The following is a 20909-nucleotide window of genomic DNA, read 5'->3' as shown; positions in this document are numbered from 1 at the left end:
GGGCGTGGCTGCGCGAGCGTCGGGTCGGGGCCGTGATCCCTGAGCGGCGCGACCAGACCGCGCGCCGGGCGTCGCGGCCGGGGCGTCCGCTGGCCTTCGACCGGGAGGCATACCGCCGACGGAACGTAGTCGAGCGGTGCGTGGGATGGCTCAAAGAGTGCCGGGCGCTGGCGACGCGCTTCGACAAGCTGGCTGTCCACTACCTCGGCGTGCTCAAGCTGGCGATGATGCGTCGGCTGCTCCGAGCCACCCTATCAAACAGACCCTAGCAGAGCGGCAGGCGCATTCCGATCGCTCGTCCTCGAGGACGAGTAGCTACTCGACCCGCACGAAGCGGAGTCCCTGGACGCCGAACGCGCTCCCGTCAGCGTCCTCGAAGACGATCGCGGTGCCGTCGTCCACGTCGAAAAACGCCATCGGCGCCTCCGGTGCCAGCACGACCTCGACGCCGTCCCACTCGCGCAAGAAAACCAACCGCTCGCCCTCGATGCGGACGCCGACCGTCAGCTCGGCCTGGTGTGCCTCTTGGTAGCGCCCTTCGAATGGGAGCAGAAGGTCTCGAGACATCGGAGCCTCGGCCTTGACGACGCGCGCCGGCCCGGTCCACCCGTACTCGCGAGCGACGGTCAGCAACACGGCTTCCGTGATCGCGCCGCCGTTGTCGCCGTTCGTCATGACGACGACGCCCTGGTCCCCGTTGAGTTGGGCGGACAGGAGGCAACGGAAGCCGGCGTTGGCTCCGCCGTGGCCGAACAGTCCAACCTCATGCTGGATCGAGGGACCGAGCCCGTACCCTCCGACGGCGTCCGGCGTCAGCATCTCGTCGATGGTCGCGGCCTCGAGGACGGGATGGGTGTCCCGGTTCGCCTGAAGAGCGATGGCCCACCGCGCGAGGTCGGACGGCGTCGTCCAGAGCCCGGCCGCGGCGCCTTCGGGGTACGTGTGGAAGCGTCCGTCGATGGCCGAGCCGTCCCCGCCGTATGCCGTCGCGGCGATATCGCGCATCGACTCCGAGAGCGGCTGTGCGAACGTGCTGTGCTCCATGCCAAGGGGCACCAGCACGCGCTCGGTCATCACCTCGTGGAACGGCCGTCCGGTCACGTTCTCGAGGGCGAGTTGCGCGACCGTGTAGCCGCCGCCGGAGTAGCGAAACGCCGTCCTCGGCTCCTGCCCGAGGGCGACGGCGTCGGTGTTGCCCGCGCCCTCGAGGACGCCGGCCGTCGTGGGCACGGTCTCGCCCGGCCCGTACCCCGGAAAGCCATGGACCGTGAGGCCGGCGGTATGGGTGAGAAGTCCTCGCAGCGTCACCGCGCTCGGCTCGGCCACGTCAGATCCCGACAGCTGCCACGACGTGAGGTAGTCGTTGATCGGCACATCGAGGTCGAACAGGCCGTCCTCGACGAGATCGAGGGCCGCCGTCGCGGCGACGGGCTTGCTGATCGAGGCCGCCTGGAAAAGCGTCTCGGGCGTCACCATCGTGCCCGACTCGACATCGGCCATGCCGACGGCTCGCGTCCACACGACCTCGCCGTCATCAAAAAACGCGATGCTGACGCCGGGCACGCCGGTCTCCGCCATCAGGTCTTCCAGACTCGAGGACGCGGCTGCATCCCCTTCCATCGAGAAGGATGGTGCGAGCGATTGAATGATGCGCTCGGCACGAGCGTCGTGCTCTGAGACAGAGATCTGAGCAGTGGCGAGAGCGGGGACCACCAGGAGGGCGGCGGCGAGTGCGAAGCGCATGGGGTACCAGATAGGAGCTGACCCCGTAGACGGACTCCCTCCCCATTTGTGACACCCGCCCCGACGGCCTAGATCAACCCGACGCGGTCGTCCGGGATCGGCAGGACGTACTGGGGCTCCAAGATCTCCTGGTGGACGCCGAGCTGGCCCGTCCCTCGAAAGTCGACGATGACGTGGTTGCCCTGCTGCCCGAGCACTTCGCCGATGCCGTAGAAGGTGGGCGCGGGGCCGTAGTAGACCAGCTCGCCTCGGGACACGTCCGACGCCCGCGCGCGCCGGTAGAACGGCGGCACCACGGGCAGCAAGTCCAGCCGGTACGGCGGGCGCGGGTTCGGGTAGGCGGGGGGCGTGTCGGCAGGCATCGGTGTCGTCCGAACGGATGTCGGACGGCCGGAGTATACAGGCCGCCCCTCTCAGGACCGCCCCTCATGACGACCGACCGACGCATCCTCGACCGACAGGTCGGGCGCAACGCCCAGCTCTTCGCCGAGGCCGCCGGCGATCTCCCGAGCCCGGAAGCGCGCTTCCCCTACGTCCGCATCCTGGTGTCCCTCATCGAGAACGCGCACCCCGAGTGGAGCCAGGCGCCGCAGAAGGCGACTCAGATCGCGGACCTGCTGGTCAACCTGTCGAACCAGACCCTGGACCGAGCGGAAGTTGCCGACGTCGTCCGGGTGCGGGACGAAGAGAAAGGGCTCGGGTCCTCGAGGTAGCGCCCTCGAGGTCGGAAGGGACTCGTCCTCGATGCGTCGTCCTCGAGGCAGAAGTCGCCGTCCTCGAGGACGGCTAGCGCACGCGTCCCGGGTTGGCCTTGATGAAGGCGGCCCAGTCCTTCGACGCGCTAGCGGCGGGCGGACCCGCGATGCCTCGGCGGCCATGGGCCAGGGCCACGGCCAACGCGTCGCTCGCGTCCAGCTTGTCGACGGCCACGCCCAACGCGGCCCGGATGAAGTACTCGACCTGCTCTTTCGTCGCGCGCCCCTTGCCGGTCACCGCCTTCTTGATCTCGGCCGGGGCGTACTGCGCGAGCGGGATTTCCCGAGCCATCGCGACGTACATCACGACGCCCTCGACGCGGGCCAGCTTGCGCATCGACTGGACGTTCTTGCCCATGAACGGGACCTCGACGGCGATGGCGTCCGGCTTGTACTCGTCGGCCAACTCCAAGACGCGCTCGCCGACCTTCATCAGCCGCAGCGAGTGGTCGAGGTCGTCGGCCATCTCGATGGTCCCGTAGTCGAGGGCGCGCTCGGTCCGGCGCTCGACGTCGACGACGCCGAAGCCGGCGGTGCGGGTACCGGGGTCGAGGCCGAGGACGATCATGGGGTTGAGGGTCGGAGGGATTCAGGGACGGAGAGACGAGGCACACAGCTCCCCATCCCGCTATCCCTCCAGTGCGGCGACCGTCGCGTCGTCGACCTCGAGGGTGGAGTAGACGGCCTGAACGTCCTGGTGGTCGTCGAGTTGGTCGATCAGGCGCAGCACCTTGGCCGTGTCGTCGGCGGGGAGGACGGTCGTCGTGGTGGGAAGCTGCTGGATGCCGGCCTCGGCCGGCTCGATACCGGCGTCCGCGAGCGCGGACTGGACGTCGCCGAAGGCCTCGACGGGCGCCTCGACCACGAACGTGTCGTCCTCGAGGCGGAGGTCCTCGGCGCCGGCGTCGGCGACCATCAGGAACAGGTCGTCTTCCTCAAGAGCGGGTCCGTCCTCCGGTGCGGCTGGAATCTCAAAAACCGCCTTGGGCTCGAACAGAAACGCGACCGAGCCTGACGTACCCAAGTTGCCTCCGGCCTTAGAGAACAGGCTCCGCAGGTCCGCAACGGTCCGGTTCGTGTTGTCCGTCAGGGTGTCGATAAACAGGGCGATGCCGTGGGGGCCGTAGCCCTCGTAGGTGCCCTCCTCGTAGTCGGCGCCCTCGATCTCGCCGGTCCCGCGCTTGATGGCGCGCTCGATGTTGTCCTTCGGCATGTTGGCCGCCTTCGCCTGGTCGACGGCCAGGCCTAGGCGGGCGTTCATGTCGATCGAGCCTCCCCCCTCTCGGGCGGCGGTCATGATGTCGCGCGTGATGCGAGCCCAGATCTTCGACCGCTTGGCGTCGGTGGCTCCCTTCTTGCGCTTGATCTTGGACCACTTGTTATGGCCAGCCATTCGTCCTCGAGGTCGATTTCCTTGACCCGAAGATACGGGGCGTAGCCCAGCACCTCACTGTGCAGCCAGGATCGAACACGTCGACGTAGGAGGTCCGTTCTCGAGGACGGTCCTCGGCGCTTCGCGGTCGCCGTCAAGGGCGCGACCTCGAGGACGCAGGCTGGCCTACGGCTCAGCCCTCTCCATGTCCGTGAACTCGATGGCCTCCCCGCGCGAGCCGACGTGGGCGACGATGAGGTTGGCCAGACCCAGGCGCGTCATCGCGGTGTGGACGTGGCCCAAGTCGAGGTGGACGGCGGCGTTGGCCCCGAGGTGGAGCTCCGAACCGTACTCGGCCTCACCGCGCTGGATGGCCTCACGCCACTCGCGATCGGCCTCCTCCTCCTGTCGGTACTGCGAGTGACCTGGCGACTTCGTGTGCCAGTAGAGCGACGCCTCGTAGAGCGCGCGGTCCTTCGTCGACGGCTCGGCACTGCCGTCAGCCAGAGCGAGGCGGATCGTGAGAGCGCCGTCGCGGTCACGCAGGTGCGAGAGCGCCGCGACGCGGTTCTCGATCAGGCAGTTCGCGTCGAACGGGGCCGTCCGCCACTCCTCGTCGCAGAACGGGCTGTCCGAGACGGCGCGGTTTTTCAGCCGCTCGAGCATCCGCAGGCTCTTGACGTCGACGACGAGCGACTCGAAGTCGCCGAGGTCGAACGGCTCGGTCACGTGCGACGACTCACCGACGAACCCGAGGAACCCCGTGCGGACCGTCCCGACCTTCGGTGCCTGGTCCGTCAGGTTCAGCTCGAACAGCGCCGCACCGTCGGCCCCGGCATTGCTGAACTCGAGGACGACGGCGGTTCCAGCGTTGTACTCGGGACGAGCGAGAAGCGCCTGGATGGTCTCGCGGAAGCGGGTATAGCGCTGCTGCCGCGGCCCGACGGCGTCGAACACGAACCGGCGGTGTCCCAGGTTGTGCGGCTGGTCGATCCGGTGCGTGTGCTGGTAATGGTACTCCTCGTCGTCGGGACCCGAGTGGGCCGCTGGAGCTGCGGGCTTGCCGCCCGGGCGACCGCCGTCGCCAGCGGGGTGCGACCAGCCATGGTCGAGGTCGCGGAAGACCGTCAGGTCCGTGTGGCCGCCCGGTGGTGGGGCCTCTTGGTCGACGATGACGGAGCCTCGGATGGTGGCCTCTTGTCCTTCGAGGTCGACCTCGACGTGCTGGCTCTCGCTCGGCGGCACGATCAGGACCAGTCCTTCCCACCGCAGTCGGCCCTTGACCCGGACGTCGCCGCTGACGGCGAGGACGCCGTTGCCCTCGAGGGTCGAGCCGTACGGGACGTCGAGGTCGCCAGAAACGTAGACGACCTTGGGATCAGGGTTCAGAGGGTCTCCAAAGTTACCGTACCGATCGACGCCGTTGACACGGTAGCCTCCCGATCGACTCACGTCGGGGCGCCGTGTGGCGGCGGCCCATAGATCCCTCGCCTGTGGAGTGTTGAACTCGCCGTAGACGTCGGCCATCTCCTCACCATTCTTGACGAAAAGGGCCGCCTCGGCGGGCGCGAGTCCGACTTGGAGGGCGCTGTCTCGCACGGCAGGGTTCAGGACCGAGCCGAGCCGATACTCGTCGAACCGTCCGGTGCCGACGTACACGCCTCGCGCCAGATCGCTGGAGGGACCACTCGCTGTCACTTCAGAGTCGTCGTCGCTAAACGCGACGAGGTACGGGGACTCGACCACGAACGGGCCGGGCCAGTCGGCCGGGCGGATCTCGTAGGTGCTCGTGATCCGGTGCGCCTTCTGGCCCACGCGCGCGGCAACGGTGACGGTCGCCGTCCGCCCGTCAGACACGTAGTTCTCGATCCGGGCGCGGCCTCCGCCGGCCTCGAACCGTTGGGGCATCGCCGATGCGAACGAGGTCACGGTCCGGAACCGGTCGGTCGCCGGGTCGATCAGTTCGCCCGCGACGACAGCGTGCGCGGCCTCCGCCGCGTCTCGAGCGAGCGAGCGCGTCTGCGTGTCGGTCTGGACGCCGGCGTCGGCCGCCCGTCGGTCCATCGAGGACGACGTCAGGACGTAGCCGCCCAAGGCGGCACCGGCGATCAGCAAGAGAAGGAGACGTCCCATTGTTTTCTACGGTGTGTCGGCCTCGAGGCCGTGGAGCTAAAGCGATGTGGTGGCGTTGACGGGGCGGACGGTCGCGGCGGCGTGCACGAGCGCTTCTCGCGTCGAGACCTGGTCGCTCGACCTCGAGGCCGGGACATCGGCAGCCGTTGCGAGCGCGATGGCGGCCTCGGTGACGCGGGCGTCGCGCTCGACGAACAGGAGGTCGAAGTCGACGACGTCGCCGAGCGACTGGGTCTGGGGACCGGTGCCGAGACCGAGGTCGGTGGTGCGGTCCAGGCGGAACACATCGACCGAGTCGGACCCGAGCCACATCCGCCGGGTCGGGGTCAGGGTGTAGCGCACCGTGCCGGCCGCGAAGGGCGAGACGCCCACTGCGTTCGTCGTGTCGGTGCGGACGTTGGCGGTAAAGCACGCCTCGGTCGTGCGCTCCCCGTCCGACGTCAGGCGGATCGGGCAGCGGACCGGAGCGAGCAGGGCCTGGGCCGGCGTGAGCACGTTCTCCACGTCGTCGGCGACGACCTCGAGGATGCCGTCGGCGTGGACGCGGGCCGCTTGGGTCAGCGTGGCCTCGACGGCCGCCGTGGTGCTCCGCTGCTGGACAGCGAACAGGGCGAGCAGGAGGACGGCGCCGACGACGATGGCCGTCAGGTGGTCGAGCTGGGCGATCATGGGCGGGGGGCGGCGTGGAGGAACTGGCCGGCGGCGGTCACCTGGATCGGGACCTCGATGCGGACCGGGAGCGCGCTCGAGGCGTCGGCCTCGAGGACGACGATCCGCGCCTCCTTCGCCAGCGTCGGCGTGCCCGACGGGACGACGTCGCCCGCCCCGTCGAGGGCGACGTAGCGGACGTCGATGTCGACGTCGAACAAGAGCGCGCGGTCACGGTTCGGGCCGACCCACGCGGTGTCGCGCCGGGCAGTCACGTCGTCGAAGTCGTCGACATCGTCGAACGAGATCTCCCCGCCCTCCAAGCCGAAGTCGGCCGACGGCGTCAAGCCGCCGAGGTCGCGGCGGATCTCGACGCGCAGGCGGTCGGCCTCGTCGAAGCTGTGGCTGCGGACGCGGGCCGCCCACCGCTGGGCAACGTCGTGCGCAGCCGTTTCGACCTCGAGGGTGTCGAAGGTGCGGCGGTCGTGCGCCTCCGTCGTGTGCCGCGACAACCCAAAGAGGGCGAACACGATGACGGCGGCGATGCAATAGAGGACTTGGGACATGGGGGCGAGAGCGTTCGTCCACGTCCATTGAGATCCCTGTGCCAGACTCCGCAACCTCTTGTTTACCCGCCCGAAACGCCCTGCCTACGTTCCGCGCCCCACGCTCAGGAGCGGAACCGACGCCTCGCCCTCGAGGCCGTCTCAAACGGCGACAGACACCCCCGAGGGCGATCCTATCGACCGACGACGTCCCAGGTGTCGATCACCTCGTCGCCGTCGACGACGTAGAGCGTTGATCGGGTCGCAACGGCCACGCAGGCGTGGTTGGGGACCACGAAGACCGGGTCGCCCACGTCCCAAATCGAGCCGCCCGGCGTGTCGACCCACCCGTGCTCCTCGCTGAGCGCCGAGACGATCGCGTGCGGGTGCGCGATCATCGTCCGCGGGCTGTAGAGCACGGTCCCGAACGTCTTGGAGCCCGTGCGCCGGTCCGCCGTCAGGATCTTCTTGCCCGCGTCGGTGATGGTCCGCTCGGTCCCGTCGTCGAACCGCCGCTGGCTGACGACCGTGCCGATGCACGTCAGGGCGCAGTCCTGGAGCCGGGCCGCTCCAAACGAGACCTGGCCCGCGTCAAAAAAGACGTAGGTACCAGGACGAACCTCGGTGATCGTCAATCCCCCTCTCTCCGCATTTGTAAAGACCGTCACGCCCGGCGTCGATCCGACCGACAGCTCGGGGTCGGAGCGAAGGCGGCCGGCCTCGACGAGACGCGTCGCGGCCTCGAGGACGCGGTCGCGCTCGGCGTCCATCACCTCGCGGCGAGCTTGGTCTTTCGTCTGGTCCGCACTGCCCGTCGTGTAGGCGTGGCCACCGTGGGAGAGCAGTCCGACCAGCTCGAGGGCGGACGCCTCGTTGATCGCGCCGGCGACGAGCGTCAGCGCATCGAGGTCGTCCCAGTCGACGCCGCAGCGCCCGTAGCCGGTGTCGACCTCGATGAGCACGCCGGCGGACTGACCGGCCTCGAGGAACGCCGCTTGTGCCTGGCGGACGCCCTCGAGGGAGTCGGTCGTGAACGAGATGCGCCCCCCCCGTCCAGCGAGGGCCGCTAGTCGCTCCGCCTTCTTCGGACCGACGGGCGGCGTCGCCATGCGGATGTCGTCGAACCCGGCGTCGGCGAAGGCCTCGGCCTCGAGGACGGTCGCGACCGTGATGCCCTGGGCGCCGCGCTCCGTCTGCAACCGGGCGATCTCGGGGCACTTGTGCGTCTTGACGTGGGGCCGGAGTGCGACGCCTTGCGCCTCGGCACGGGCGGCCATCGCGTCGAGGTTGGCGGTCAACCGGGCGCGGTCGACCAGCAAGGCCGGAGTGGGGAGGTCGGAAACGAGCACGCGGTCGAGAGTCGGGGCAAAACCCCAACCCCCGACCGCGTGGCGAGGTTCGGCTTGTCTGCGCTGACCTAGCGGCTCGAGGACGGGGCTATTTGAGGAACCGGATCGAGAACGGGTAGCGGTAGCGCTCTCCGCGGTGGGCCGCCATCGCGCCCCGGATCGGCAGGATGAGGGACAGGAGCACGGTCGCGAGCAGCAGCGGGATGCCGACGACCACGAACGACAGGATCACAAAGGCGATGACGGCCAGGATGGTCGTGATCTGGAAGTTGATCGCCTCGCGCGCCTGGTCTTCGACGAACGCGGACTGGTCTCGCTTGACGTAGTAGATGATGGCCGGGCCGATCACGTTCGCGAGGGCGAACGAGAAGAAGAGGCCGGCGAACCCGGCGAGGTGGGCGAACATCCCCGTCGTGCACTCCTCGTCGGACGGCTCGTAGTGGTCGAGGTCGACGTCGAAGAGCGGGTCGTCGAAGTCGGAGTCGTAGGGGCCGGTGTGTGGGATCGTGGTCGGCATGGCGAGCCTCAGTGTGCGTGATGGGTCCCCTACGGAGGCTGACCCTGGCGAGTTACACCGGAGCCCGAGCCGTCCGTTTCTTTCGGCACGCCGCCACCGCAATGCTCGACCGCTCGCTCACCCTCGTCAACCGCGTGTTCGACGCCGTCGACGACTGGTGGGAGACGGAGACGGTTCGGAGAGCGTCGGGGACGGCGCTCGTGTTGCTGTTCGTGGTCTCCCTCCTCGTCATCGAGGCCGGGCGTCGCGGTTGGCTCCCGCCCGTCCTCGATGACATCGTCGCGACGAACCACTTCGCCGCGATCAGCCTGACGTTCACGGCGCTCCTGATCGTCGAGGTCGTCGCTCTGATCTTGGCGCTGGCGCGGTCCGTGGCGACGTCGGTGGGAATTCAGTTCGAGCTGTTCTCGCTGATCCTGTTGCGCGAGGCGTTCAAGGAGTTGGGCAAGCTGCCCGAGCCCATCACGTGGGCGACCGCACAGGAACCCGTCTTCCACGCGCTCGCCGACGCGGGCGGCGCCCTCGTGGTGTTCGTCGGCGTGATCGTGTACGGCCAGCTTCAGCGTCACCGCCGGATCACGACGTCCGAGACGGAGCAGTACCGGTTCGTGACGGCCAAGAAGGCGATCGCGCTCGGCCTGCTGGTCGCGTTCGTGGTCGCCGGCCTCGACGACGCATGGCGCGTGATAACCCAGGACGACCCGTACCCGTTCTTCGACGCCTTTTTCACGGCGCTCATCTTCGCGGACGTCCTGGTCGTGCTGGTCTCGCTTCGGTACACGGACACGTACGCGGTGGTCTTCCGCAACGCCGGCTTCGCGCTCGCGACGGTGATCCTTCGGCTCGCGCTGGTGGCACCGGCCTACGTCAACGTGGCCCTGGGCGTCGGGGCGACGGCGTTCGTGATCGGGCTGACGGCGGCCTACAACCGCGCGCCCCTCGGGGGGCGTCATGCGACGGGATAGCCGCCCTCGAGGTCGAACCCGAAGCGCGATGAGTACGAGGCGTCCTCGCGAAGCTGGGGGTCCATGCGGTCCCGCTCGCGGCCGCGGGGCCGCCGGACACCTGTGCGGTGGCCCGTCCTCGAGGGCGGCTACATCTGCTCCGGCGCGTCGATGCCCAGGATCGCGAGCCCGTTGCTCAGCACCGTCCTCGAGGCGTGTGCGAGTTGCAGCCTCGAGGTCGCGAGCGCGTCGACCTCACCGATGATACGGCAGTCGCGGTAGAACGCGCTGAACGCCGTGGCCACCTCGCGAAGGAACGTCGCCAACCGGTGCGGGGCGCGGGCGTGGGCCGCGGCCTCGACCTCGGACGGGAACTGGAGAAGCGTCTTGACCAGCGCCTCCTCACTCGGGTGCGTCAGCAGACCAAGGTCGGCGTCGCCCTCGAGCCCGGTCTCGGCCGCCTTTCGTTCGATCGACGCGATCCGAGCGTGGGCGTACTGGAGGTAGAACACGGGGTTCTTGTCGCTCGCCTCCTTGGCCAGGTCGAGGTCGAACTCGAGGTGCGTGCCCGGCGCGCGCATCAGGAAAAAGAACCGCGTCACGTCGGGCGTGACCTCGTCCATCAGATCGTCCAACGTCTCGTACGTCGCCTTGCGCGTCGACATCTTGACCGGTTCGCCGCCGCGCACCAGCGTCACAAACTGGTAGACGACCACGTCGATGGCGTCCGCGTCGCCGCCCAGTGCCTCGACGCCACGCACGACGTCGGGGTAGGTCGCGATGTGATCGGCGCCGAACACATCGAGGACGAGGTCGGCGCGGGACAGCTTGTCCAGGTGATACGCGATATCGGGCAGCCGGTACGTCGGCTCGCCGGACGACTTGACCAACACGACGTCCTTGCCCTGCTCGTGGCCGTCTTTCGTCGTGACCGTCTTGCCCAAGGCGCTGGTCTTGAACCACGTCGCGCCGTCGGTCTCGAACGCGAGTTCCTTCTGCTTGAGCCGCTCGACGACGTCCCAGACCGGCGCCGGATCGCCTTTGTACAGCGTCCGCTCGTTGAACGTCGAGTCCATGACCACGCCCAGCCGCGCCAACGTCGCCAGGATCTCGGTGAACACGGCCTCGCGGGCCGCCTCTGTGAACCGGGCCTCGTCCTCGAGGTCGACGAGCGCCGCGCCGTGCTCGGCCTCGAGGGCGCGGGCGACGTCCGTGATGTAGTCGCCGCGGTAGCCGTCGTCGGGGAAGGACGCCGGCACCTCCAAGCCGTCCTCCAAGGTCTTCGTTGGTGTGGCCGGGTCGACGAGGGCCTGGTAGCGCGCCCTCACGCTCTGACCTAGGACCCGCATCTGGCGGCCGGCGTCGTTGAAGTAGTACTCGCGCGTGACGTCGTAGCCGGTCCACGACAGCAGGTTGGCGATGGTGTCACCCAAGACCGCGTTCCGCCCGTGACCCACGGTCAGAGGCCCCGTCGGGTTGGCCGAGACGTATTCGACGATGGCCCGCTCGCCACTGTGCGTCGCCGTCCGTCCATAGTCGGCGCCGGCCTCCAAGATGCCGGCGAGCCCAGCGGACAGGTGCGCGCTCGCGAACCGGATGTTGAGGAACCCCGGCCCCGCGACCTCGACGGCCTCGACCTGCGCCGGGTCGACCTCGATAAGGTCCGCGATCCCGTCCGCGATCGCGCGCGGCGAGCGCCGCAATGGGCGGGCGAGTTGGAGCGCCACGTTCGTCGCCAGGTCCCCGTGCGTGGGGTCTTTTGGCGTCTCGAACTCGACCTCGAGGGCGGACGCGTCGAAGTCGTCGGGCAGGTCGGGGAGCCGCGCCAGGGCGGAGCGGACGGCGTCGGCGAGGGTCTCTTCCATGGTCAGAGGGGCAGGTGCGCGAAGCTAACCGGCCCGCCGCGACGGCAGCCGAGACGGTTTCGGGAAGCCGACCTCGAGGACGACGCGCGCCAGGCCGGCACTCCCGTTCGTACCCTCGAGGACGACCGACGTCCTCCGCGATGCGCTTCGCCTCCCTCCTGCTCCTGCTCCTGCTCTCGACCGCGGCCGGCGCCCAGATCGCGACCGACCGCGACGTCGTCCTCGACGGCGAGTCCGTCGTCGGCCGTTGGACCGCCGTCGAGGTCCCCACCGACCCCGGCGCCACGGCGGACTTGGCCCGGGGCACGCTGACGACGGTCCTGGTCATCAACCCGACCGGCCACGTCATCCTGCGCGGGACCGACACGCGTCAAGGGCGAGGCGCGCCGGCCGCGTTCTCGGGCGCGATGGCAGGCCGCCGCGTCGTCTTCCGCGAGCTACCTGGGACCGGCGAGCTCGCGCGCTACGGCCGAGAGCTCCACCTGGTCGACCCACGGGGCCGGCGGACCGTCTTCGTCCGCTCACGCCGCTAGCACCCTCGAGGGCGGATCCTCTCCGCGACCTCGAGGCCGAACACGTCCTCGAGGACGAGCTACGAGTAGACCGCGAACGCGTCCCGCTTGGCGTGCAGGTTGAGCGCGATCGCCAGCAGCGCCGTGTTCGCCAGCAGCGCCGAGCCGCCGTACGAGATAAACGGCAACGGTATCCCGATCACCGGCATCAGCCCGACCGTCATCCCGACGTTGATCAGGATGTGGACCAGGAAGATGCCCGTCGCTCCGGCTATAAACAGCCGGGGCAGCGCGAACCCGGCCTGGACGCCGAGAGAGCCCAGGCGTATCAAGAGGAACGCGAAGACCAGCAAGAGCCCCATCGTGCCGAGAAACCCAAACTCCTCCCCGATCACGCAGAAGATGAAGTCGGTCGAGTTCTCCGGGATGTAGGCGAGCTGCGTCTGGGTCCCGTTCGTGAACCCCTTGCCGAAGAAGCCGCCCGAGCCGATCGCGGCCTTGGCCTGGATCACGTGGAAGCCCGCCCCAAAGCGGTACGCCTCCGGGTCGTCGAAGGCGACCAAACGGTCGATCTGGTGCGGCTCCAAGACCTTGAAGAGCCCGAACCACGACGCCGTCGCGATCAGCCCGACGCCCACCAGCATGAGGAATCCCATCCCCTTGCTCCGGGTCCAGACCACCATCCCGATCGCCGCCGCGACGACGAAGATGGCCGCGAACGCCGGGTTCACGATCACCAGGTACACCGAGGCCGCCGCCGCGCCGGCCAGCGCCATCCACGGCAGCGGGACCGCCCCGCTCCAGAACAGCATCACCGGGATCAGCGACAGGAAGACCAGGCCCGTCCCCGTGTCGTTCTGCATCACGACCAACACCGCCGGGATGACGATCAGCACGATCGCCCCGATCAGGTGTGGGATGCTCCCCCGACGCGCCTCCTTCCGAGCCAACAGCGCCGTCACCGCCAACACCGTCCCCACCTTCGCGATCTCGGCCACCTGCAAGCCCACCGGCCCGATGTAGAGCCAGCTCTTGGCGCCGTTCACCTCCCGCCCGAACACCAACGCGGCCCCGAGCAGCCCCAGACAAAAGATGTACGCGACCGGCGCCAGCTTGACCAGCACGCGCGCTGGGAACAGCAGAATCGTCACCAGCACCGCCGCCGAGATCCCGAACCACTGGAGCTGCCGGTTGAAGTTCTGCTGGACCGACTCGAGCAAGAACTCCCGTGCCGGCCCGTGCGTCGCGCTGTAGATCGCCACCAAGCCGATCCCGACGAGGGTCGCCCAGAGCAGGATCGAGATCCAGTCGAGGTTCTTGTACCAGGGACGCATTCGAGATCGGGAGGTAGAGGTGTGGGGGTCGACCTCGAGGTCGAAACAAATCCGCCGTCCTCGAGGACGAGACTAGATCCGGCCCGTCGAGCGCTGGCCGCGGACGAACTCGATGAGCGCGTTCCGCTGCGGCGACACGATGCGGCCGCGGAGGTACTGCTCGATCATCAGGCTCGCGATCGGCGCGGCCGTCGTGCCGCCGTAGCCGATGTTCTCGACCATGACGCCGACGGCCACCTGGGGATTGTCCGCCGGGGCGTAAGCGATGAAGATCGAGTGGTCCTTGCCGCGCGGGTTCTGGGCCGTCCCGGTCTTGCCCGCCATCGCGATTTTCGGGAAGTCCTCGGCGGCCTCGATGCGAGCGCGCCGCGCTGTGCCCGCGCCGTCGACGGCCCCGAGCATCCCCGCTTGCACGACGGCCAGGTTGCGGGGCTCGAAGTCCATCTGCTGCGCGCGTCGACGCGCGGGCTCCGTCGTGACGCCCGTGGCCGGGTCCGTCTGGGCCATCACAAGGCTCGGCGTGACCATCGTGCCGCCGTTCGCGATCGCAGCCGTGTAGCGGGCCAACTGCAACGGGTTCGCGCCCATGTTGCCCTGCCCGATGCCCAGGTTGACCGTGTAGCCCGGTCCCCAGCCCGCGGGGTAGATCCGGTCGTAGTACGACGAGTCCGGGATCAGCCCCGTGCTCTGGTCCGAGAGCGGCATATCGAGCGGGGCGTACTGCCCAAACCCGAACCGGTTGGCCCACTGGCCCCACAGGTCGAGGTCCATACGGATGCCATTCGGGTGCTGCTCGTTGGTGAACGTGTCGTTCATCAACCGGAAAAAGAAGGTGTTGCACGAGACCCGAATCGCGTCCTCGACGGCGATCCGCCCGTGCGAGCCACCGTGGCAGCGGTACAGACGACCGAGCACGTATCCGCCGGCGCAGTACAGCTCCGTGTCTGGCGCGATCATCCCCTCTTCCAAGGCGACCATCGCCATGAACGGCTTCCACGTCGAGCCCGGTGGCATCTGCGACGTCTGGGTGGCCCGGTTAAAGCTGGGCTGCTCCGGGTTGCGGTAGAGGTAGTCGACCTCGGCCTGGGTGAACCCGTCCTCGTAGATGCTCAGGTCGAAGTCCGGCGCCGAGACCATCGAGATGATCCCGCCCGTCTCGACGTCCAGCATGACCGCGCCGCCACGCTTGTTCACGAACAGGCTCTCGGCCAACGCCTGCACCTTGGCGTCGACGGCCAGGGTGAGCGCGACGCCCGACTGCGGGTCGACGTCCTCGGCCCCGCCCTCGAAGCTCTCGACCTCCATGCCGTGGACGTTCTTGAGCACGAACTCGCGCCCGACGCGTCCTCGAAGGACCGGCTCGTACGCGGCCTCGATGCCGTTCTTACCGATCCGGTCGCCCAGGCGGTACCCCTGCTCGCGCATCCGGTCGAGCTCGTCGGCGTTGATCTCGTTGACGAACCCGAGCGCGTGCGTCAGGCGCGCCGGCCCGTGGTAGCGGCGCTGCTGGTCCTCGCGGAAGTTGATCCCCCGCAGGCGGTACTGATTTTCCTGCAACCGCGCGAACGTCCAGAACGGCACGTTCTCCAGCAGCACGTCCTCTTGGTACTGCGATCGCGTCGTGATCTCGTCGTAGCGCTCCTGGACGTCCTCGAGGTCGCGGCTCGCGAGTTCGGCCACCAGCGGCAGCGTCGCCTCGTCGAAGTAGCGCGGCGTCACGGTGACCGAGACCGTCGTCTCGTTGTCGACCAGCAGGATCCCGTTCCGGTCGAAGATGTAGCCGCGCGCCGGCCGGACGATCTTGGTCTCGATCGCGTTGCCGTCGGCCTCGGTCGCGTACTGCTCCTGGTTCACGATCTGCATCTGGACCAGACGCGCGCCCAAGAACACGACCACCCCGATCACCAGCACACTGAAGATGCGGAAGCGGAGGCGGGCGTCGTCGCGGGCCGTGGAAGCCAGGACTGTCGGCATAGACGTGGGGGACGTGGGGCAAAAGCGAGACCCCGTTCGGGTCGGGGTACGAACGCCGGGCCGTGTCGGTTCGTGTCAAAACGAGGGTTCTTCGCCGGACCTCGGCACGCGTCCCCCGGCGCCGAGCGGGATCCGGCCTCGAGGGCGGCCTGACGGCCCTGTCAGGGATCGCCGAAGAACCCGCCCCGTCTCTCGGGGTACGATGACACACTCCTGTGATGACTCAGGAGGCCATTGCGAGCGTCGTTGCCTTGGGGGAAACACTGTGCCCTCCGTAACGCCGCGCGCCCTCGGCTCGGCTAGACCGTCCCGCCCCCACGCCCATGCGCTCGTTCCTCTCGGCCCTCATCGTCGCCGCCACGCTCGTGGCGCTCACGCCCCAGGCCCAGGCCCAGTACTTCGGGCGCAACAAGGTCCGCTACGACGACTTCCAGTTCCGAGTCTTGGAGACCGAGCACTTCGACCTCTACTACTACGAGGGCATGGAGCAAGCGTCGCGCGACGTGGCGCGGATGGCCGAGCGCTGGTACGACCGGCTGTCGAGCATCCTGAACCACGAGTTCGACGAGCGCAAGTCGATCATCCTCTACGCCGACGACGCCGACTTCCGCCAGACCAACATCGCCAACATCGGTGAGGGCACGCAGGGCGTCACGGAGGGCGCGCGCCAGCGCGTCGTGCTCCCGATGGCGAGCACGTACGCCGAGACCGACCACGTGCTGGGCCACGAGCTGGTCCACCAGTTCCAGTACGACATGTCGCAGCGGGCGGGCCGCTTTGCCCAGTTTATCCGGCTGCCCCTGTTCGTCATCGAGGGCATGGCCGAGTACTACTCCGTCGGTCGCGAGGACGCGCTGACCTCGATGTGGATGCGCGACGCCCTCTTGCGCGACGACTTCCCGACCGTCGCCGAGCTCCAGCGGACGGGCGCGTTCAACGAGTACCAGTACGGCCAGCCCTTCTGGGCCTTCGCCGCCGGCACCTACGGCGACGAGGCCGGCGTCCAGCTGTTCAGGACCGCCCTCGAGATGCCGCTCGACTCGGCCATCGTCGCGGTCACGGGTTTGTCGTCCGACGAGTTCTCACGGCGCTGGGAGACGGCGCTCCGCGAGCAGCTCCTGCCCGCCGCCGCTGGCCGCTCGGTTCCCGCCCCACCCCGCACCGAGGAAGAGCTGGCCGAGATCAACACCGAGCGGATCGAGCGCGCCCAGTCCCTCGCCGAAGGCGAGCGTCCGCGCCGTCCCCGATTCCTCGCCTACCCCGACTCGCTCCCCGCCCTCGACGCGACGCGACTGCTCGCACGAGAACGAGAGACCGGCTCGATCAACATCGCGCCCCAGCTCTCGCCCGACGGCCGCTACGTGGCCTACCTCAGTGAGCTCGACCTGTTCGGCATCGACCTCTTCCTGGCCGACGCCGAAACCGGCGAGGTCATCACCAAGCTCGAGTCGCCCTCGACGGACCCGCACCTCGACGCGTTGCGCTTTATCGCGAGCGCCGGCACGTGGAGCCCGGACGGCGAGCAGTTTGCCTACGTCGTGTTCGCCGGCGGCGACAACGAGATCGCGCTCTTGGACGTCGAGCGACGCGACGTCGTGCGCCGGATCACGGTCGAGGGGATCGGCGCGATCAAGGACCCGTCGTGGAGCCCGGACGGCACGCAGATCGCGTTCGCGGGCGTCCGCGGCGGCATCACCGACTTGTACATCGTCGACCTCGAGGACGGCGCCGTCCGGCAGATCACGAACGACCGGTTCGCGGACCTGCAGCCGTCGTGGAGCCCCGACGGCTCCCAGATCGCGTTCGTCACCGACCGCGGGACCAACACGGACTTCGTGCGCATGACGTTCTCGCCGATGCAGCTCGCGATGTACACCGTCGCGACGAGCGAGATCGAGACGCTCGAGCTCTTTGCGCGCGGCAAGCACATCAACCCGGAGTGGAGCCCCGACGGCGAGTCCGTCTACTTTATCTCGGACCGCGACGGGTTCAACAACGTCTACCGCTTGGAGCTCGCGAGCGGCGAGCTGTTCCAGGTCACGAACCTGGCGACGGGCGTCTCGGGCATCTCGGACCTGTCGCCGGCGCTCTCGGTCGCGGGCGAGACGGGGAACCTGGCGTACTCCGTTTTCGAGGGCCAGCGCTACACCGTCTACCGGACCGACGCCCAAGACGCCATCGGCGAGCCGGTCACGACGCTGAGCGCCGAGCTGACCGGCGCCGACATCTTGCCCCCGGCCGACGCCCTGACGCGGTCGACGGTCCAAGGCTACATCGCGGACGCGACCGGCGGCCTGCCCGAGGCCGAGGAGTTCCCGACGCGCGGCTACAACTCGCGGCTCTCGCTCGACTACATCAGCCAGCCGTCGGTCGGCGTGGGGACGGACCCGTACCTCAGCTCGGGCTTCGGGGTCAATGGCGGGATCTCGTTCCTGTTCTCGGACCAACTGAGCGACAACGTGCTCGGGCTCGCGGTCGCGGCGAACGGCACGTTCAAGGACATCGGCGGACAGGCCCTCTACCTCAACCGCGGCAACCGACTGACCTACGGCGGAATCGTCGGTCACACGCCGTTCTTGCAGGTGTTCATCGACCGGCCACCGGCGCCGGCCGAGGACGAGGTCGATCTCGGCCAGCTGACGCGCTACTACTACCGGACGACGATCACGCAGGCCTCGGGTCTCACGTCGTACCCGTTCAACCAGAGCCAGCGGATCGAGGCCAACGCCGGGTACCGCCGGTTCGGGTACGACCTCGAGTTCGACGCGGTCGTGGCCCGGAGCGGGGGGCTCGTTCAAGAGCGCCGCGAGATCGAGGGGATCGTCCCGGACCCGCTGCACTTGGTCGAGGCCGGCGGCGCCTACGTGGGCGACACGTCGATCTTCGGGTTCGTCTCTCCGATCCGGGGCACGCGCTACCGCATCGGCGGCGACATCGTGACGGGCTCGCTCACGTTCGCGACGGCGACCGTCGACGCTCGGCACTACCAGATGGTCCGCACGCCGTTCTTGCCGCGCCGGGCGCCGGTCACGTTCGCCGCGCGCGCGCTCCACTTCGGCCGCTACGGCGACGACGCGAGCTCCGGCCGTCTGACGCCGCTGTTCCTGGGCAACCCGCAGTTGATCCGCGGCTACTCGGCCCGGACGTTCAACCTGGAGACCAACGACCAGTTCGACGACTACCTCTCGTCCCTCTTCGGCAACAAGATTGGCGTCGCGTCGGTCGAGGCTCGGATCCCGCTCTTGGGCGTCCCCCAGCTCGGCCTGATCTCGTTCCCGTACCTGCCCACGGAGCTGGTCCTGTTCGCGGACGCGGGCTTCGCCTGGGGCGAGACGCCGTACTTCCAGGGCTTGCGCCAGGACGGCACACCGGCGTTCACGTACGGCCGCAACATCGAGGACCAAGAGCCGGTCCTGTCGGCGGGCGTCTCGGCACGGTTCAACCTGTTGGGCGCCCTCATCTTGGAGCCTTACTACGCGTTTCCGTTCTCCCGCTGGGACGACGACGGCGATCTCAACCCGGGCCAGGGCGTGTTCGGCTTCAACATCTCGCCGGGCTGGTAGGAACCGGGAATCTGTCCTCGAGGATGCTTCGTCCTCGAGGACGGATCGGGCGGCGTAGTCTCTTGCTGACTCCCGACGCCCTCGATGTACCGCTTTCTCCGCCCCCTCCTCTTTCGTCTCGACGCGGAGGACGCGCACAGCTGGGGCGTCCGCGCGGCCAGGCTGGGACAGCGCGCCGGGTGGGCGACGCGGAGGCTGAACGCACGGGCCGACCCTCGGCTCGCGCAGACCGTGTGGGGGCGGAGGTTCAGGTCGCCGCTGGGGCTGGCGGCCGGGTTCGACAAGAACGCCGAGCTGGTCCGGTTCTGGGCCGAGCTCGGGTTCGGGTTCGCGGAGGTCGGATCGGTGAGTGCGCTTCCGTCCGTTGGCAACGCACGCCCTCGAGCGTTCCGGCTCCCGAGCGACGGCGCGCTCGTCAACCGGATGGGCCTGAACAACGACGGCGCCGACGCCGTGGCCGAGCGGCTCGCCTCGACCTCGAGGCCACCTGGGTTCGTGGTCGGAGTGAACGTCGCCAAAACGCACAGCCCGGACATCCTGGGCGACGCCGGTATTGAGGATTTCCGGCACTCGGTCCGCGTGTTGGCGCCGCACGCGGACTACCTCGCCATCAACGTGTCGTGCCCGAATACGGCCGAGGGCAAGACGTTCGAGACGCCGGACGCGCTCGACGCACTACTCCACGCGATCGCCCTCGAGGTCGGCACCGGGGGCGCGCCGCCGGTCGTGGTCAAGTGGTCGCCGCCGGCGACGGCTGGGATCGACGTGGGGGCGATGGACGAGTTGGTCGAGATCGCGCTCGGGCACGGCGTCCGGGGGTTCATCACGTCGAACACGGCGTCGGACCGCGACGGTCTGGTCACGGGGGCGAGCGAGATCGAGCGGATCGGGAACGGCGGGCTGAGCGGCCGGCCCTTGGCGGCTCGGTCGAAGGCGCTGACGCGGCACCTCTACCGGACGACGGACGGGACCGTGCCCATCGTCGGGGTCGGCGGGATCGACTCGGCGGAGGAGGCTTACGAACGAGTTCGGGCCGGGGCGTCGCTGCTCCAGGTGTACACAGGATTGGTGTACCAAGGGCCAGGACTCGTCGGCCAGATCCACCGGGGGCTGATTCGCTTGCTGGACCGTGACGGCCTCGACGCCCTCCAAGACGCGGTCGGCGCGGACGCGTAGTCGTCCTCGAGGGCGCTGCATCGCGGACGAATCGCCGACGTCGAGGGCGGCGTACGAGCGCCGTCTCCCCCCTCGACTGTGACCGACTACGACGTCCTGCTCTACCTTGCCCGCTCGCGCCGCAGTCCTTACGCGTTCGACCTCGAGGCCGAGGTCTCCGACGGCGACCTGCGACGCGTGTTCGAAGTGGCGCGGTGGGCGCCGTCGAGCTACAACGAGCAACCCTGGCGGTTCTTGATCGGTCGGCACGGGGACGATGCGTACGCCATCATCGAGGACGCGCTGAAAGGGCGCAACCCGGAGTGGGCGACGACGGCGCCCGTGCTCGGCATCGTCCTGGCATCGTCGACGTTCGCTCGTGGCGGGAGGCCGAACGCTCACCGGCAGTTCGACGCTGGCGCCGCGGCGTTCGGCCTGGCCTTGGCGGCCGAAGCCGTCGGGCTCGGCGTTCACCTGATGGCCGGCGTGGCGGCGCAGGA

The 20909-nt window shown here is 68.8% G+C and carries 19 protein-coding genes; 7 read left to right on the top strand and 12 right to left on the bottom strand.

The annotated features are described in order from the left end of the window. A partial coding sequence (locus tag WBA11_RS00995; RefSeq protein ID WP_424518868.1) for a transposase occupies positions 1–269 on the top strand: 269 nt, incomplete at its 5' end. Between the two features lie 46 nt (positions 270–315). Here the strand turns inward: WBA11_RS00995 and WBA11_RS00990 are convergent. Both WBA11_RS00990 and WBA11_RS00985 read right to left on the bottom strand, forming a co-directional pair. Beyond that, positions 316–1743 (bottom strand): serine hydrolase domain-containing protein, encoded by a 1428-nt coding sequence (locus WBA11_RS00990; protein ID WP_424518867.1) that lies wholly within the window; start codon positions 1741–1743, stop codon positions 316–318. A 68-nt stretch (positions 1744–1811) separates the two neighbouring features. Further along, positions 1812–2105, bottom strand: a complete 294-nt coding sequence (locus WBA11_RS00985; RefSeq protein ID WP_424518866.1) for a hypothetical protein — start codon at positions 2103–2105, stop codon at positions 1812–1814. A 66-nt stretch (positions 2106–2171) separates the two neighbouring features. On the opposite strand from WBA11_RS00985, the gene WBA11_RS00980 reads away from it, so the two are divergent. After that, a complete protein-coding gene (locus tag WBA11_RS00980) occupies positions 2172–2456 on the top strand; it encodes a DUF4290 domain-containing protein (protein WP_424518865.1) in 285 nt (94 codons plus the stop codon). 73 nt (positions 2457–2529) lie between these two features. On the opposite strand, the gene ruvC is transcribed toward WBA11_RS00980, so the two are convergent. The 7 genes from ruvC to WBA11_RS00945 form a co-directional block, all read right to left on the bottom strand. Beyond that, positions 2530–3066 carry a crossover junction endodeoxyribonuclease RuvC gene (gene ruvC, locus WBA11_RS00975; RefSeq protein WP_424518864.1) on the bottom strand — a complete coding sequence of 179 codons (537 nt, stop codon included), beginning with the start codon at positions 3064–3066 and terminating at the stop codon, positions 2530–2532. 60 nt (positions 3067–3126) lie between these two features. Further along, a complete protein-coding gene (locus WBA11_RS00970) occupies positions 3127–3891 on the bottom strand; it encodes a YebC/PmpR family DNA-binding transcriptional regulator (protein ID WP_424518863.1) in 765 nt (254 codons plus the stop codon). 165 nt (positions 3892–4056) lie between these two features. Beyond that, positions 4057–6003: a hypothetical protein gene (locus WBA11_RS00965; protein ID WP_424518862.1), complete on the bottom strand. Its 1947-nt coding sequence runs from the start codon at positions 6001–6003 to the stop codon at positions 4057–4059. Positions 6004–6039: 36 nt separating this feature from the next. Further along, entirely contained in the window at positions 6040–6672 is a 633-nt protein-coding gene (locus WBA11_RS00960; RefSeq protein ID WP_424518861.1) for a hypothetical protein, read from the bottom strand. Beyond that, positions 6669–7217, bottom strand: coding sequence for a hypothetical protein (locus tag WBA11_RS00955; RefSeq protein WP_424518860.1), 549 nt, complete (start codon positions 7215–7217; stop codon positions 6669–6671). Before WBA11_RS00955 ends, WBA11_RS00960 begins: the two co-directional genes overlap by 4 nt. Positions 7218–7390: 173 nt before the next feature. Beyond that, entirely contained in the window at positions 7391–8545 is a 1155-nt protein-coding gene (locus tag WBA11_RS00950) for an alanine racemase (protein WP_424518859.1), read from the bottom strand. Between the two features lie 88 nt (positions 8546–8633). Continuing rightward, complete coding sequence (locus WBA11_RS00945) at positions 8634–9062, bottom strand: DUF4870 domain-containing protein (protein WP_424518858.1); 429 nt, start codon at positions 9060–9062, stop codon at positions 8634–8636. Between the two features lie 101 nt (positions 9063–9163). On the opposite strand from WBA11_RS00945, the gene WBA11_RS00940 reads away from it, so the two are divergent. Beyond that, the gene (locus tag WBA11_RS00940; RefSeq protein WP_424518857.1) at positions 9164–10027 is read left to right on the top strand and encodes a hypothetical protein; all 864 of its coding nucleotides are present in this window, start codon (positions 9164–9166) and stop codon (positions 10025–10027) included. A gap of 128 nt (positions 10028–10155) precedes the next feature. Here WBA11_RS00940 and argS read toward each other — a convergent pair whose 3' ends face one another. Then, positions 10156–11871 carry an arginine--tRNA ligase gene (argS, locus tag WBA11_RS00935; protein ID WP_424518856.1) on the bottom strand — a complete coding sequence of 572 codons (1716 nt, stop codon included), beginning with the start codon at positions 11869–11871 and terminating at the stop codon, positions 10156–10158. Between the two features lie 140 nt (positions 11872–12011). Here argS and WBA11_RS00930 point away from each other — a divergent pair, with 140 nt between their 5' ends. Then, positions 12012–12404, top strand: coding sequence for a hypothetical protein (locus WBA11_RS00930; RefSeq protein WP_424518855.1), 393 nt, complete (start codon positions 12012–12014; stop codon positions 12402–12404). 59 nt (positions 12405–12463) lie between these two features. Here the strand turns inward: WBA11_RS00930 and WBA11_RS00925 are convergent, their stop codons facing one another. Both WBA11_RS00925 and mrdA read right to left on the bottom strand, forming a co-directional pair. Next, positions 12464–13717: an FtsW/RodA/SpoVE family cell cycle protein gene (locus WBA11_RS00925; RefSeq protein ID WP_424518854.1), complete on the bottom strand. Its 1254-nt coding sequence runs from the start codon at positions 13715–13717 to the stop codon at positions 12464–12466. Positions 13718–13789: 72 nt separating this feature from the next. Next, complete coding sequence (gene mrdA, locus WBA11_RS00920) at positions 13790–15691, bottom strand: penicillin-binding protein 2 (protein ID WP_424518853.1); 1902 nt, start codon at positions 15689–15691, stop codon at positions 13790–13792. Positions 15692–16014: 323 nt separating this feature from the next. Between mrdA and WBA11_RS00915 the strand changes: the two genes are divergently transcribed. The 3 genes from WBA11_RS00915 to WBA11_RS00905 form a co-directional block, all read left to right on the top strand. Next, positions 16015–19254 (top strand): BamA/TamA family outer membrane protein, encoded by a 3240-nt coding sequence (locus WBA11_RS00915; RefSeq protein ID WP_424518852.1) that lies wholly within the window; start codon positions 16015–16017, stop codon positions 19252–19254. Between the two features lie 84 nt (positions 19255–19338). Then, a complete protein-coding gene (locus tag WBA11_RS00910) occupies positions 19339–20430 on the top strand; it encodes a quinone-dependent dihydroorotate dehydrogenase (protein WP_424518851.1) in 1092 nt (363 codons plus the stop codon). A gap of 78 nt (positions 20431–20508) precedes the next feature. Beyond that, positions 20509–20909 (top strand): nitroreductase family protein (locus WBA11_RS00905; RefSeq protein ID WP_424518850.1); only part of this gene is annotated, 401 nt, incomplete at its 3' end.

Origin of the sequence: Rubrivirga sp. (genome assembly GCF_049648075.1) — a bacterium.
GTDB lineage: Bacteria > Bacteroidota > Rhodothermia > Rhodothermales > Rubricoccaceae > Rubrivirga.
Note: the sequence above shows the minus strand (reverse complement) of the source record. Positions and strands in the feature narration are given on the sequence as shown.